The following is a 15488-nucleotide window of genomic DNA, read 5'->3' on the forward strand; positions in this document are numbered from 1 at the left end:
ATTTTCTTATAATTAATGCGTTATTATTAAATATGATCATAATTATTAAGTTTCAATAAGTTATTTTTTACAGTTTATCATAAGATAATATTTACTTTATTGAACAGTGAGGTAAATATTATGACAAATAAGTCAATGCATTCAATTCCAAAATTTTATTGGATCAAGTTTGTGATAATTTTTCTTTTTGGATTGTAATGTTATTTATGCTGGAAGATCTGTTTTAATTCCTTTAGTATGAGAATTACAATCCCAGTTTGGTTTAAATAAAGCACAAAATGGGGGGCATGATAAGTTTGTTTTTTTCGCTTATACAATATTTCAAATACCATCACTTGTTCCTGGCGATATATTGGTAAAATTAGTTTAAATACCGTGTTGATAGCTTTAGTTTCTGATAATGCATCAAAAGCATCATTAAGTACTGTATTTGGACTGTATAGTTTTTTTGTATGGCTGCATCAATCTGTGCTCCTTATTTTTCAGACTTGATTGCCGATAAAACGGTAAGTTTAAATAGTGGTTTTTACTTAGCTGCAGTTATTACTATGGTTGGAATAACTGCAATGCTATTTGTCAAAGAAGGACCAACTGTTTATTAGATTTAATGTATCGTGGTGATTTTAAAGATTTTTAATCATTCTTTCTTGTTGATTATCTTGTCAGAAATATTAGGTAAAGCATAAATTTTAGTAAAACATAGTGTTTTATCGGAATAAAAAGTCTGCTTTTTTTCCATTTCAGAAAAAGAAAAAATTTGTTATATTCTTTAGTCAAAATGATAAAAAGTGACAGAACAAATTTTTAAATTCGTCATTGAAATATAAAATCAGAGGTTTTTTATGAGCGGTTCACTACCGGCTGAGACTGATAATCGTCCAACAAATTTTATTCGCCAAATTATAGATGCAGATCTTGCAGCAGGAAAATATAAAACAACACATACTCGTTTTCCACCGGAGCCAAATGGTTATTTACATATAGGTCATGCTAAATCAATATGTTTAAACTTTGGCCTAGCTCAGGATTATCAGGGTAAATGTAATTTACGTTTTGATGATACTAATCCAGTTAAAGAAGATATTGAATATGTTGAGTCAATTAAAGAAGATGTACGCTGGTTAGGTTTTGAGTGGGATGGTGAAATTTGTTATTCATCTGATTATTTCGACCGTTTATATGAGTATGCTATTGAGCTTATCGAAAAAGGACTCGCTTATGTTGATGAACTATCAGCTGATGAAATTCGTGAATATCGAGGAACGCTAACTCAACCAGGTAAAAATAGTCCTTACCGCAACCGTAGTGTTGATGAAAATTTGGCACTTTTTAAACAAATGAGAGAAGGTATCTTTGCTGAAGGGAAGGCTTGTTTACGCGCTAAAATCGATATGACATCTCCATTCATTGTCATGCGCGATCCTGTTTTATATCGCATTAAATTTGCAGAGCATCACCAAACAGGTAATAAGTGGTGTATCTATCCAATGTACGATTTTACCCATTGTATTTCCGATGCGATTGAAAATATTACCCATTCTCTCTGTACACTTGAGTTCCAAGATAATCGGCGTTTATATGATTGGGTGTTGGATAACATTACAATTGAGGCTCGTCCGCATCAGTATGAGTTTTCTCGTTTAAATTTAGAGTATGCAATAACTTCTAAACGTAAACTGACGTTGTTAGTGACAGAAAAAATTGTTGATGGTTGGAATGATCCACGTATGCCTACTGTTTCAGGCCTACGTCGCCGTGGATATACACCAGCCTCGATTCGTGAATTTTGCCGTCGTATTGGCGTAACTAAACAAGAAAATACCGTTGAGATGAGTACGCTTGAGTTTTGTATTCGTGAAGATCTTAATGAGAATGCCCCACGTGCTATGGCAGTGCTTGATCCTGTTAAAATAGTAATTGAGAACTTTTCAGAAACACTTGATGAAGTATTAAGCATGCCTAATCATCCTAATCGTCCAGAGTTAGGTAATCGTGAAGTGACTTTTACTCGTGAAATTTATATCGATCGTGCTGATTTTAGAGAAGAAGCTAATAAAAATTATAAGCGTTTAGTTTTAGGAAAAGAAGTTCGTTTGCGTAATGCTTATGTAATTCGTGCTGATCGCGTTGAAAAAGACTCAGAAGGTAATATCCAAACGATCTATTGTACTTATGATCCTACTACATTAAATAAAAATCCAGAAGATGGGCGTAAAATTAAAGGTGTAATTCATTGGGTGTCAGCTAAATTTGCAAAACCAGCTGAAATTCGTCTTTACGATCGTTTGTTTAATACGCCAAATCCTGGATCAGCCGATGACTTTTTATCGACCATTAATCCTAATTCTTTATTGATTAAAAGAGGTTTTGTTGAGCCAAGTTTACAATATGCAGAGATCGGTAAGGCTTTTCAGTTTGAACGTGAAGGTTACTTTTGTTTAGACAGCAAATATGCCTCAGATGATAATTTGGTATTCAATCGAACTGTCGGATTGAGAGATAGTTGGAACGATGCTTAAACAATAACATGACATTCGCCGACTTAGGTCGGCGGATTATTAAAATTTAATCTTTAATCTTCAAATTTAAATAATTTTGTTTGTTGATCTAGATAGTTAAGTAAATCAGGTATTCTATATTTACCTGACATTGATTTTACATTTTCCGCAGCCTTTTCTAATGATATACCTAAAGCAGTGACATATAAAGGATGTTTACTTTGCCCTCGAGCTACTTCGATTAAGTATTCACTATTTTCATAAAAAGGTTTTTTCGCTACTCCAATAATGGGTATTTTTTTATCTAAAGCATTATATAAATATCCACCTAATCCTATCTTACCGTTATTCAAGTGCACATATCCATCAATAACAATTGTGGTAATTTTGCTTAAATCGATTTTATTTAAAAGTGACATTATACAAGGTAGTTCTCGTTGATAAAACTGACCTGATTGATAAGGGGCAACATTATTTTGATAATCAATAATGATTCTTTCAATATCACATTTATTATCAGCCCAATGATTAAATAAAATTCCTACAGATTTTGCTTGGTTATTTATGTAATAAACATCAATTGCAAGAATCATTTACCTTAATTTTCCTCTCAATATATTATTCAGTAAACACAACTTATAAATTTTACGATTCATTAAATAACATGATACCATTATTCATTATCATTTCTCTATTATTTATTTGATATTCAATACTTATCATAAAGTTAGGCAACTTAATGCATGATTATCCACACAATATAAACTGTTTTTAAGATAGCCATAATGTGCAGTTTCTTTTATACTATTGCTCTATTTTTTACCTATTTTGGTCTTAAAAAGAGTAATTAGCATGAAAATTTTAGCTGGTTCTTCTGCTTTATCCGCATTTCGTATTAGTAAAATCTTATCTATTTGTCATGAAAAATCCATTCCCGTTATTAGCCTTGAAGCTCAATTTATCCATTTTATTGATTCAATTGATGAGTTTACAGTTGAGCAACAATCAATACTTGAAAAATTATTAAAATATGGTCCGAAATCTGTTCACGTAGATGAAGATTGTAATACCAATAGACAACTCTTTTTAGTCACGCCTCGTGCTGGCACGATTTCTCCATGGTCCTCAAAAGCAACTGATATTGCTCATAACTGTGGTTTAACACAAATTCATCGTATTGAGCGGGGTATTGCTTATTACATTGCAACAAGTTTGCCAATGACTCAATCTCAAAAAGATGAATTTGCCGAGTTAATTCATGATCGTATGATGGAAGCCGTATTAACCAGATTTGATCAAGCAGAACAATTATTTAAAGTTGATGAACCAGCACCAGTAATTGTTGTGGATTTGTTAGGTCAAGGACGACAGGCACTCGAGGAGACTAATATCAAGTTAGGTTTAGCGTTAGCATCTGATGAAATTGATTATTTAGTTGAAAGTTTTAAAAAATTAAATCGTAATCCAACAGATATTGAACTGTATATGTTTGCGCAAGCAAATTCAGAGCATTGTCGACATAAAATTTTCAATGCAGATTGGATTATTGATGGTATTAAGCAGCCTAAATCATTGTTTAAAATGATAAAGAACACCTTTGAAAATGTACCTGATTATGTTTCATCTGCTTATAAAGATAATGCCGCGGTTATGGAAGGTTCTAAAGTAGGTAGATTTTTTGCTGATTATGGAAATCGAACCTACAATTATCATCAGGAATATGTAGATATTTTAATGAAGGTTGAAACGCATAATCATCCAACAGCGATATCACCTTGGCCAGGTGCGGCAACAGGTAGTGGTGGTGAGATCCGTGACGAAGGTGCAACAGGAAAAGGTGCCAAACCGAAAGCTGGATTAGTTGGCTTTTCAGTTTCAAATTTACGAATCCCAAATTTTGAACAACCATGGGAACAAGATTTTGGCAAACCTGACAGAATAGTGAGCGCTTTTGACATTATGATGGATGGACCTTTAGGAGGTGCCGCATTTAATAATGAGTTTGGGCGTCCTGCATTGTTAGGCTATTTTCGTACATATGAGGAAAAAGTAAATAGCTTTAATGGTGAAGAAGTTAGAGGATATCATAAACCTATTATGTTAGCCGGTGGTTTGGGAAATATTCGCCGTGAACATATCCAAAAAGGGGAATTCCCTATTGGTTCCAAATTAATTGTTCTTGGTGGCTCTGCCATGAATATCGGTTTGGGAGGAGGAGCAGCCTCTTCAATGACATCTGGGCAATCTAATGCTGATCTTGATTTTGCATCAGTTCAACGTGATAACGCTGAAATGGAACGGCGTTGCCAAGAAGTGATAGATCGTTGCTGGCAACTTGGTGATGAAAATCCTATTTTGTTTATCCATGATGTCGGTGCAGGTGGCTTGTCTAACGCTATGCCGGAACTGGTTAGTGATGGTGGCTGTGGGGGGCAGTTTGAATTACGTAAAATATTAAGTGATGAATCAGGTATGTCGCCGTTGGAAATTTGGTGTAATGAATCACAAGAGCGTTATGTGCTGGCTATTCATCCAGAAAGTCTTGAGTTATTTGATGAATTTTGTAAACGTGAACGTACACCTTATGCAGTTATCGGAGAGGCTACATTAAATAAAGCGGTAGTTTTACATGATGAACATTTTAATAATAATCCGATAGATTTACCTTTAGATGTTTTACTTGGTAAACCCCCTAAAATGCTACGAGAGGTTAAGTCTCGACAAGCTCATGGTGATAATTTTTCACCAAATGACATTAATTTATATGACGCGGTTAAACGCGTTTTACATTTGCCAACGATTGCTGAAAAAACTTTTTTAATTACGATTGGTGACCGTTCGGTAACAGGAATGGTTGTTCGCGATCAAATGGTTGGACCTTGGCAAGTACCCGTTGCCGATTGTGCAGTGACAACAGCAAGTTTAGACAGTTATTATGGTGAGGCTATGTCGATTGGTGAGCGTGCTCCTGTTGCACTACTTAATTACGCTGCATCAGCAAGATTAGCTGTTGGTGAAGCAATTACCAATATTGCAGCGACCAACATTGGCGATATTAAACGGATTAAGCTTTCGGCTAATTGGATGGCTGCTGCAGGTCATCCAGGTGAAGATGCCGGTCTGTATGAAGCAGTTAAGGCTATTGGCGAAGAATTATGTCCAGCTTTAGGGTTGGCGATTCCTGTTGGTAAAGATTCAATGTCAATGAAAACAACATGGCAACAAGATGGTGAACAAAAAGCAGTAATTTCACCATTGTCGCTAGTAATTTCAGCATTTGCTCGAGTTGAAGATGTTCGTAAAACTGTCACACCTCAATTATGCACAGATAAAGATAATTTATTATTGCTTATTGATTTATCCAAAGGTCATCAAGCATTGGGGGCAACTGCATTAGCACAAGTTTATCGTCATTTAGGGCAAAAAACAGCTGATGTTCATGATGCTAATGAATTAGCATCTTTTTATCAAGCTATCCAAACATTAATCGCGGACAGTTTGCTAGTCTCTTACCATGACCGTTCAGATGGTGGTTTATTAGTTACCCTGGCGGAAATGGCTTTTGCTGGGCATTGTGGTATTGATGTCGATATTCATACGCTTGGTAGTGATGTGATTGCTTCTCTATTTAATGAGGAACTGGGGGCCGTTATTCAAATTCGTGGAAAGGATTTAGATAGGGTAATGGCATGCTTTAAGCAGTTTGAACTTTCTCATGCGATTCATACGCTAGGTAAAGCAAAAGCAGGACAGCAATTCATTATACGTAATAATATAGCAGTAGTTTATAGCGAATCTCGTTTAACATTAAGAACATGGTGGGCTGAAACCACATGGCAAATGCAACGTTTACGTGATAATCCAGCGTGTGCCGATCAAGAACATCAAGCCAAACAAAATAATGATGATCCGGGCTTGAATGTATGGCTTACGTTTGATCCAATGCAAGACCTTGCCGCACCTTATATATTAAAAGGAGTGAAACCGAAAGTTGCGATTTTACGTGAACAAGGTATTAACTCTCATGTTGAAATGGCCGCTGCATTTAATCGAGCTGGTTTTGAATCAATTGATGTCCATATGACTGATTTATTATCTGGTCAGGTGACTTTAGATCAATTTCATACTCTTGTTGCTTGCGGTGGTTTCTCATATGGTGATGTTTTAGGTGCTGGAGAGGGATGGGCTAAATCAATTTTATTTAATGAGCAAGCTAGATATGAATTTGAACAATTTTTTCATCGTAATGATACTTTATCATTAGGTGTCTGTAATGGTTGTCAAATGATGTCAAATTTAAAAGATCTAATTCCTGGTGCTGATTTATGGCCACGTTTTGTGCGTAATTTATCAGAACGATTTGAAGGACGTTTTAGTTTGGTACAAATTCAATCTAGCCCTTCATTATTTTTTACTGATATGGCGGGTTCGCATATGCCAATTGCAGTATCACATGGGGAAGGGCGAGTTGAAATTCGAGATGATGCTCACTTATCTGAATTAGAAACATCAGGATTAATTACAGTACGTTACATTGATCATTTCGGCAATGTAACACAACAGTATCCTGCTAATCCAAATGGCTCACCAAATGGTATTACGGCTGTGACTTCAAGTGATGGCCGTGCAACCATTATGATGCCTCACCCTGAACGAGTATTTAGAACAGTAACTAATTCATGGCATCCTGATAATTGGGGGGAAGACAGTCCATGGATGCGAATATTCCGCAATGCACGTAAGCAGTTGGGTTAAAATATAAAAACCGCCGAAATTTGTCGGCGGTTATTTGTTAAAATAAAATGGCTACATTAAGCGCTTGCATCTTGTTTTTGTCTTGCTACAAGAGGATTTGCTAAAGTATTTGCCATTTTTCTAAGTAATATGTCTGTTTCATCCCAGTTGATACAAGCATCAGTCACTGAAACACCATATTTAAAGTTTTCTTTTGATTGTTCGGAAGATTGATTACCTTCAACTAGATTACTTTCAATCATCACACCAATAATTGAATTATTTCCAAGTTTGATTTGCTCAATAATTGAATCTGCAACAATTGGTTGATTACGATAATTCTTATTAGAATTTGCATGACTACAGTCAATCATTAAATTCGGTAATAACCCCGCTTGTTTCATCTGTATTTCACATAGTGCAACATTTTCAGCATTATAATTTGGAGCTTTACCTCCACGTAAGATCACATGTCCATGAGAATTACCGACAGTTTGTAAAACTGTTACTTGTCCTTGCTGGTTAATACCTACAAAACGGTGAGGCATAGAAGCTGATTTCATAGCATTAATTGCGACATCTAAATTGCCATCGGTACCATTTTTAAAACCAACTGGCATGGATAAACCAGATGCCATTTCACGATGGGTTTGTGATTCTGTTGTTCTTGCACCTATAGCAGACCAGCTAATTAAATCGGCAATGTATTGTGGTGTGTTTGGATCTAATGCCTCGGTTGCGATAGGTAAACCGATTTTAGTGATATCAAGTAATAATTTACGGGCTTTTTTGAGTCCGTACTCAATGTCAAATGAACTATCCATATGTGGATCATTTATCATACCTTTCCAACCAACGGTTGTTCTAGGTTTTTCAAAGTAAACACGCATAACAATAAATAAATCATTGCTAACTTCGTCAGATAATTTTTTTAGTTTATGCGCATATTCAATTGCTGCTTGAGGATCATGAATAGAACATGGACCACAGACAATGAGTAATCGGGGATCTTTTCTCTCTAAAATATCAACTACAGTTTTTCGTGACGAAGCAATTTGGTTTTCTAATTCTGGAGAAAGTGGGTAAAGTTGTTTTATTTCATTAGGGGTGATTAGCATATGTTCATCTCTAATTCGAACATTATTCAACGTATCTTTTAACATTTTTATTTTCCTTATGAAAAATCTTTTAAATATTTTATATGTAAAATATTAATTACATAAACGCCTACTATGTAAACACAAAATTACATAATAGTAAATAGAATTTTTTGTTTTTATTTCATAATGATGGTTTCATAATATTATATATGTAATATATAAAGCTGTTTTTTATAAATGAGTGAATTTATAAGTTATCTTTTTGTTGTGTAAATAAAATTTTACAAATAGCTTACTTGTTAAATTTTTATGGATAATAGAGATTGATGGTGACTGGTTTTTGTTAAAAAATAATTGTAATGTGTAAAATTGTGAATTTAGGAACAATCAACAATGCTTCAACAAAAACGATTTATTCATATAATGGGTACTATTATTGAAATATGGTTGTTAGACGATAATGCAGAAGTTTTATTAGATGCAGCAGAAAATCAGTTAATGGATTACGATCGTCGTTTTAGTGCTAATAATCCTAAATCAGAATTAATGAATATCAATCAAAATGCTGGGATTAAATTTGTACCAGTATCAGCAGACCTTTTTACATTAATTAAGATTGGAAAAATCCAAAGCACTATTGATAATAGTTTTTTAAATATTGCGATAGGACCTTTAATACAAACTTGGCGAATTGGTTTTAATGATGCTAGATATCCTTCTGATAAAGAAATAAAACAGCAATTAAAGTTTATTAATCCTAATAATATTATTTTAGATGAATCCAATAATTCTGTTTTTCTCACTCAACCAGAAATGGCTATTGATTTAGGTGCATTAGCTAAAGGTTTTTTTGCTGATAAGATAATTGAGTTTTTTAAACAACAAAGTGCCAAAGCAGCATTTATTAATTTAGGTGGAAATGTTTTAACTTTTGGTGATTGTCCTTTTCATGATGATGGATACTGGCGAGTGGGTATTCAGAATCCTTTTCAACCAAGAGGAAATATTATCACTGCACTAAAAATAAAAAATCAGTCAGTGGTTACATCTGGTATTTATGAACGAACATTTAGTTATAATGGCAAAACCTATCATCATATTTTTGATAGTCGAACTGGATATCCAGTAGAAACCGATCTAACCAGTATTACTATTGTGTCAAAAAACTCGCTTAATGGAGAAATTTGGACTACACAGCTTTATGGGGCAAGTGCTCAGTATGCTATAAAGGCTATAAATAAAATACCTGATATTGAAGGAATGATTGTTACGATTAATCATAAGTTTGCTTGTTCAGATGGTTTGCTTATTGAATGAATCATTTATAGATTAAATAAGTATTAATTAAATGGCTTGGCTTCACGATTAAGTGATGAGATAAAAATATCAACAAGCGCCCTTTTAGAAGAATTTAAAGCTCTATTTGCAGAATATGCAATAAAGTAATTAAGAGAAATGAGATCTAAAGGAAGTGGTAATAAGTTATAAGCTTGATCATTTTTTTTATTGCAAATATTAACACTTTCTGGAATGAAAGTAATACCTATCCCTTTTTTGGCTAACTCAACAAGTGTAAAAATATTACTACTTTCAAGAATTATTTGGGGTTCAATTTTATATTTTTGAATTAGATATTCAATCTGATGACGAATTGCCGATCCATGTGCTGTTAAAATAAGCTTTTCTTGCAGTAACATTTTTATAACATCATTATTACATTCAAGTATTTTTGGATTTTTTTGATAAAGTTTTGAGCTTTGAGGGATCAGCGCATAATAGCAATGTTTGCCACAGGTATGGCTAATTAAGTTTTGTGATATTGTTTCAGGATTTTGCCCAATAAAAAAATCTAACGTATTATTTTCTGTTTTTTCTTCAAGATTTGTTGGAGTATATTCATGTAATTCAATTTTTACATTTGGATATTTTTGCATAAATTCTGGCAAAAAAAGTGGCAGCAAATAGGTACCTAAACAAGGTAAAACACCTATTTGAATTACTTCATAATTTGTATCAGTGTACTTTTTTATTTTTCTTTTAAATTGTTCTTCTTTGTCTACCAGTGAAGCTAAATATTGATAATAAATCTTACCTGCTTCAGTTAATTGTAAGGGTACCGTTTGACGATTAATGATTTCAATACCAATTTGATTTTCTATTTTTATTATTGTTTGCGTTAAATATGATTGAGAAATATAAAGATTTTTTGCTGCTTTGGTGTAATTTCCATGTTTAAGTAAAACATCAATGTATTGCATCATATTTAATGAATTTATTTTAGTCATTTTATCTCTCATTTCCTGTTTTACTTTGTTATAACAAATTACTTATAACTCTATAATTAATCAGCTATTTCACAAATGTATTTTTCTGTTCTAAACTAACTTTGATATGCATATCACTCAAATATAAACATGCTAAATCTAATAATTAAATATACAACTGTTTTGTAGGATTTCTAAATAATTTATTCTAAAAAAATGAAATATTAATAAAATTTGTACTGATAATTACTAAGTGAGGTTTTAAAGTGAAATTTATTGGCATAGTTGGCACGAATTCGGATCGTTCAACTAATAGGAAATTACTCCATTTTATGAAAACGCATTTTGCGCACAAAGCAGAAATTGAAGTTTGTGAAATTAAGTCATTGCCTGCATTTAATGAGCCTGAAGATAAAACTCCTCCTTCAACAGTAAAAGAGTTATCAGATAAAATTGAAGCAGTTGATGGGGTGATTATTGCCACACCAGAATATGATCATTCAATTACTGCGGCCTTAAAAAGTGCTATTGAGTGGTTGTCTTACACAACTCGCCCACTAATTAATAAATGTGTGATGATTGTAGGAGCTTCCCATGGATCGTTAGGTTCTTCAAGAGCACAGGCGCATTTACGGCAAATTTTAGATGCTCCAGAGCTAAAAGCACGAATTATGCCAAGTTCAGAATTCCTTTTAGGGCATTCGCTCCAAGCTTTTGATGAAAATGGTGTTCTTATTTATCCCGATAAAGTTAAAGAATTAGAGGAATGTTTCGAAGAATTCATTTTGTTTGTTACATTCACTAATGAATTACTTAAAAAATCACAATGTAATACAGAAAAAAATAAGAAATTCAATTGGAAAAAAGCAGCTAAAGAAGGAGCGTTATAATGAAATTAATCGGAATTGTTGGAACAAATGCTCAGAAGTCTTATAACCGTTTACTACTACAATTTATGCAAAAACATTTTGCTGATAAAGCCGAAATTGAACTATTAGAATTGATTGATGTGCCAATGTTTAATGAATCAAATGATCAATCTAATAATCCGATTATTCAGAATTTTAATAATAAAATTATACAGGCTGATGGCGTGATCATTGCTACTCCTGAACATAATCATTCTATTCCATCAGCTCTAAAAAGCATTATTGAATGGCTATCATTTAATTTACATCCATTTGATGGCAAACCAGTGATGATTGTAGGTGCTGCTTATGATGTACAAGGTTCATCAAGAGCACAATTACATTTAAGACAAATCCTCGATGCGCCGGGAGTGAATGCCAATGTTATGCCAGGATCTGAATTTTTACTTGGACGAGCGCATGAAGCATTTGATGAAAAGGGTGATCTTAAATCAGAACGTACAATTGATTTCTTAGACAGCTGTTTTTTCAGGTTTACTCGCTTTACTCAAGTATTAAGCTTACTTAATGTTCCAGAAGAAATCTCTTTTAAACCTGGAAGATACTGTGTTACTGCACCAGGCCATAATGGTGATTTACCGATGGTGGTTATGTTGTCAAATGATCGTATTGAGTCGATTGATATTGATATAGAGGGTGAATCTGAAGGCATTGCTGATGTGGTATTTAAACGTATTCCATCACAAATCCTTGAAGGGCAAACCCTTAATGTAGATATTTTATCAGGTGCATCTGTTACTAGTAATGGCGTGATTGATGGTGTAGCTAAAGCAATTAAGTTGGCTGGTGGTAACCCTGATGTATTACGTAAACGACCAAAAGCTCCAAGTGCGATTGATAATAGCGATGTGCAATATGAAACCGATGTGGTTGTGGTGGGTGCTGGTGGTGCTGGTTTATCTGCAGCAGCAAGTGTTATACAAGAGGGGAAAAAAGTTATAGTGGTTGAGAAGTTCCCTGCCGTTGGTGGTAATACAGTACGTACGGGAGGGCCAATGAATGCGGCTAATCCTAAATGGCAAAATACGTTTAGCGCCATGGCTGGTGAAAGTCATACTTTACAAGAAATCGCGACAATCAATGAGTCAGCTATTGATACTCAATACCTTGATGATTTTAAAATATTAAAGCAGCAGATTAATGATTATCTGGCTGAAAATAGAGATAAGACTGGGTATTTATTTGATTCTGCATTATTGCATCGTATTCAAACTTACCTTGGGGGTAAAAGAACGGATCAATTAGGCAATGTCATTTATGGTCAATACGATTTAGTGAAAATTTTAACTGATGAAGCTTTAGATTCCGTTAAATGGTTGGAAAATATTGGTGTTGAATTTGATAAACATGATGTGACCATGCCTGTTGGAGCATTATGGCGTAGAGGTCATAAACCAATAAAGAGTGAAGGCTATGCTTATATCTCAGCTTTACAAAAATATGTCGAAGTTCATGGCGGTATAATCATTACAGATACAGCAGTAAAAGAATTAATTGTTGAAAAAGGGCAAGTTGTTGGGATAATAGGCAGTGGTTTAAATGGTAAGAAAGTTACAGTGAAAGCTGATGCGGTTATTTTAGCTTCTGGTGGTTTTGGTGCTAATACGAAAATGTTAAAAGAATATAATACCTATTGGACAGAAATTGATGATGATATTAAAACATCAAATTCGCCTGCTATTACAGGTGATGGTATTATTTTAGGACAAAGTGTTGGAGCTGATCTTGTTGGTATGGGATTTTCCCAAATGATGCCAGTTTCTGATCCTGAAACCGGTGCGTTATTTAGTGGATTGCAAGTTCCCCCACAAAACTTCATTATGGTTAATAAGCAAGGTAAGCGTTTCGTGAATGAGTATGGCAGTAGAGATAAACTTACCCAAGCTGCAATTGATAATGGTGGGTTATTTTATCTAATTGCTGATGAAGAAATTAAGAAAACTGCTTATAACACGTCTCAAGAAAAAATTGACAAACAAATTGCGGCTGGCACGCTATTTTGTGCTAATACTTTAGAAGAGTTAGCACAAAAACTGGGTATGGATGCAAAAGTCTTAAAACAAACTATAACTAATTATAATAATTATGTTGATGCCGGAAACGATCCTGAATTTGGCAAAGATGTTTTTGATTTGAAAGTCCATATTCCGCCATTTTATGCTACTCCGAGAAAACCCGCTGTTCATCATACTATGGGAGGTTTAAAAATCGACAAGCAAACACATGTATTAGATAAATCAGGACAAAAAATTACAGGTTTATATGCCGCAGGTGAAGTTGCAGGTGGTATTCACGCAGGTAATAGACTTGGCGGTAATTCATTAACCGATATTTTTACTTTTGGTCGAATTGCTGGCAAAACTGCATCAAAGGATATAAATCAAAGGGTGAAGTCTAATCATGGTGAATGAAAAGTATTATATTAATAGATAGATTGTTCAAGTTGCATCAACATCAATATTGCTTTGTACTGGTGCTATATACTTTTAATGTTTCTACAGGAACTTTATGTATTGAGAAAATTTGGAGTATGTCTAATTTTATGGTTGCAGTTGGCATAAATTCTGCTGTTGGACCAATTCCTATGATACTAAGTGGTTTTGAACAAGGGTTAGCTTATTTAGGCTGCTTAAGCAATAAAATTAAATTTTTCAAAGAGAAACGTGGGTTTGCATTAGGTACTATTATTGCTGATATTATTGGTCAATAATGGTGGAAATTATACTAAAGCATTTTATATTGCAATTGCGGTTGTGTTGTTGGGTGTAGTATTCGATCTGATTTATAAACAGATTAAAAATAAGAGGGTAAAAATAAAAGGTGTCCTGTATAACACCTTTTATTTTATAAATAATGTCTAATATTAAAAATAGCAATTTAAACTTGCTGTATCGATTTAAACACCATTTCTTTTTCAATTCCATCAATAATTTCAGCATGACCAATTTTTGTGGGAATCACTAGGCGTAATTGCCCTGATAGAACTTTTTTGTCGCGCATCATATGTGGAAGATATGATTCTATGGACATTTGTGTGGGTCTTATTACTGGTAGTTTAGCTTTAATCAATAAGTTTTTTATACGATCAATTTCGGTATCTGTTAACTTATTTAATAATTTGGCGGTTTGAGCTGCCATAAGTATACCAACGCTGACAGCTTCACCATGTAACCAATTACCATATCCAAGTTCAGCCTCAATTGCATGCCCATAAGTGTGTCCTAGGTTTAATATTGCACGCATATCTTGTTCAGTTTCATCAGCTGCAACTATTTGGGCTTTGAGTTGGCAACAGCGATAAATACAGTAACTGAGCGCTTTAAGATCTAGATTGAGTAAGTCTTCAATATATATTTCCAACCAATTAAAGAAGTCTGCATCTAAAATAATACCATATTTTATGACTTCGGCCAGACCTGAGGAAAATTCACGTTGTGGTAAGGTTTTTAAGCAATTAAGATCAATAACAACGGATTGAGGTTGATAAAAGGCGCCAATCATATTTTTACCTAATGGATGGTTAATCGCTGTTTTGCCGCCAACCGAAGAATCAACTTGCGATAACAGTGTTGTAGGAACTTGAATAAACTTTATTCCTCGTTGGTAAGCAGATGCAGCAAAACCTACAACATCACCGATTACACCACCTCCTAATGCAATTAGGATACTGTTACGCGTATGATTATTAGCAAGCAAAGCGGTTAAAATAGTATTCCATGTTTCTATGGTTTTATATTTTTCCCCATCTGGAACAATGATGGAGTCGGTTTTCACACCATGTTTTCCTAGCATATCAATTAATGATTGTAAATAAAGTGGGGCAATAGTTTCATTGGTAGCAATTAACACACGTTGACCTGCCTGAAGATTAAAATGGTGGAATTCATTTAGTAGATTTTCGCCAATAATTATAGGATAACTACGTTTGGCTAGTGCCACATTTAAGATTTTTTGCATAATAAT

At 34.0% G+C, this 15488-nt stretch carries 11 protein-coding genes; 7 read left to right on the forward strand and 4 right to left on the reverse strand.

Going from position 1 to position 15488, the window contains the following annotated elements:
- Positions 1-452 precede the first annotated feature (452 nt).
- Both J3U13_RS04325 and glnS read left to right on the forward strand, forming a co-directional pair.
- Positions 453-602 (forward strand): hypothetical protein, encoded by a 150-nt coding sequence (locus J3U13_RS04325; protein ID WP_267340377.1) that lies wholly within the window; start codon positions 453-455, stop codon positions 600-602.
- A 240-nt stretch (positions 603-842) separates the two neighbouring features.
- The gene (gene glnS / locus J3U13_RS04330; RefSeq protein WP_267340378.1) at positions 843-2519 is read left to right on the forward strand and encodes a glutamine--tRNA ligase; all 1677 of its coding nucleotides are present in this window, start codon (positions 843-845) and stop codon (positions 2517-2519) included.
- A 53-nt stretch (positions 2520-2572) separates the two neighbouring features.
- Here glnS and J3U13_RS04335 read toward each other — a convergent pair whose 3' ends face one another.
- Positions 2573-3091, reverse strand: coding sequence for an endonuclease V (locus J3U13_RS04335; protein ID WP_267340380.1), 519 nt, complete (start codon positions 3089-3091; stop codon positions 2573-2575).
- Positions 3092-3350: 259 nt separating this feature from the next.
- On the opposite strand from J3U13_RS04335, the gene purL reads away from it, so the two are divergent.
- Positions 3351-7253 carry a phosphoribosylformylglycinamidine synthase gene (gene purL / locus J3U13_RS04340; RefSeq protein ID WP_267340381.1) on the forward strand — a complete coding sequence of 1301 codons (3903 nt, stop codon included), beginning with the start codon at positions 3351-3353 and terminating at the stop codon, positions 7251-7253.
- Positions 7254-7309: 56 nt separating this feature from the next.
- Here the strand turns inward: purL and J3U13_RS04345 are convergent, their stop codons facing one another.
- Positions 7310-8395, reverse strand: coding sequence for a 3-deoxy-7-phosphoheptulonate synthase (locus J3U13_RS04345; protein WP_267340382.1), 1086 nt, complete (start codon positions 8393-8395; stop codon positions 7310-7312).
- A 330-nt stretch (positions 8396-8725) separates the two neighbouring features.
- Here J3U13_RS04345 and J3U13_RS04350 point away from each other — a divergent pair, with 330 nt between their 5' ends.
- Positions 8726-9649: an FAD:protein FMN transferase gene (locus tag J3U13_RS04350; RefSeq protein WP_267340384.1), complete on the forward strand. Its 924-nt coding sequence runs from the start codon at positions 8726-8728 to the stop codon at positions 9647-9649.
- 23 nt (positions 9650-9672) lie between these two features.
- Here the strand turns inward: J3U13_RS04350 and J3U13_RS04355 are convergent, their stop codons facing one another.
- Positions 9673-10617 carry a LysR family transcriptional regulator gene (locus J3U13_RS04355; protein WP_267340385.1) on the reverse strand — a complete coding sequence of 315 codons (945 nt, stop codon included), beginning with the start codon at positions 10615-10617 and terminating at the stop codon, positions 9673-9675.
- A 245-nt stretch (positions 10618-10862) separates the two neighbouring features.
- On the opposite strand from J3U13_RS04355, the gene J3U13_RS04360 reads away from it, so the two are divergent.
- From J3U13_RS04360 to J3U13_RS04375, 3 genes are all read left to right on the forward strand, one after another.
- Complete coding sequence (locus J3U13_RS04360) at positions 10863-11486, forward strand: NADPH-dependent FMN reductase (protein ID WP_267340386.1); 624 nt, start codon at positions 10863-10865, stop codon at positions 11484-11486.
- Positions 11486-13936 carry a flavocytochrome c gene (locus J3U13_RS04370; protein ID WP_274460533.1) on the forward strand — a complete coding sequence of 817 codons (2451 nt, stop codon included), beginning with the start codon at positions 11486-11488 and terminating at the stop codon, positions 13934-13936. Before J3U13_RS04360 ends, J3U13_RS04370 begins: the two co-directional genes overlap by 1 nt.
- A gap of 119 nt (positions 13937-14055) precedes the next feature.
- Positions 14056-14235: a hypothetical protein gene (locus J3U13_RS04375; protein ID WP_267340388.1), complete on the forward strand. Its 180-nt coding sequence runs from the start codon at positions 14056-14058 to the stop codon at positions 14233-14235.
- 167 nt (positions 14236-14402) lie between these two features.
- On the opposite strand, the gene aroB is transcribed toward J3U13_RS04375, so the two are convergent.
- Positions 14403-15482, reverse strand: coding sequence for a 3-dehydroquinate synthase (gene aroB, locus J3U13_RS04380; protein WP_267340389.1), 1080 nt, complete (start codon positions 15480-15482; stop codon positions 14403-14405).
- Positions 15483-15488: the final 6 nt, after the last annotated feature.

Source organism: Gilliamella sp. B2887 (assembly GCF_026537015.1).
Lineage (GTDB): Bacteria > Pseudomonadota > Gammaproteobacteria > Enterobacterales > Orbaceae > Gilliamella.

What these genes read in the sequence shown, in the direction of transcription:
- purL (WP_267340381.1), top strand. Translation starts at nt 3,351, where the DNA reads ATGAAAATTTTAGCTGGTTCTTCTGCTTTATCCGCATTTCGTATTAGT.
- glnS (WP_267340378.1), top strand. Translation starts at nt 843, where the DNA reads ATGAGCGGTTCACTACCGGCTGAGACTGATAATCGTCCAACAAATTTT.
- J3U13_RS04350 (WP_267340384.1), top strand. Translation starts at nt 8,726, where the DNA reads ATGCTTCAACAAAAACGATTTATTCATATAATGGGTACTATTATTGAA.
- J3U13_RS04335 (WP_267340380.1), bottom strand. Translation starts at nt 3,091, where the DNA reads ATGATTCTTGCAATTGATGTTTATTACATAAATAACCAAGCAAAATCT.
- J3U13_RS04375 (WP_267340388.1), top strand. Translation starts at nt 14,056, where the DNA reads ATGTCTAATTTTATGGTTGCAGTTGGCATAAATTCTGCTGTTGGACCA.
- J3U13_RS04325 (WP_267340377.1), top strand. Translation starts at nt 453, where the DNA reads ATGGCTGCATCAATCTGTGCTCCTTATTTTTCAGACTTGATTGCCGAT.
- aroB (WP_267340389.1), bottom strand. Translation starts at nt 15,482, where the DNA reads ATGCAAAAAATCTTAAATGTGGCACTAGCCAAACGTAGTTATCCTATA.
- J3U13_RS04355 (WP_267340385.1), bottom strand. Translation starts at nt 10,617, where the DNA reads ATGACTAAAATAAATTCATTAAATATGATGCAATACATTGATGTTTTA.
- J3U13_RS04345 (WP_267340382.1), bottom strand. Translation starts at nt 8,395, where the DNA reads ATGTTAAAAGATACGTTGAATAATGTTCGAATTAGAGATGAACATATG.
- J3U13_RS04370 (WP_274460533.1), top strand. Translation starts at nt 11,486, where the DNA reads ATGAAATTAATCGGAATTGTTGGAACAAATGCTCAGAAGTCTTATAAC.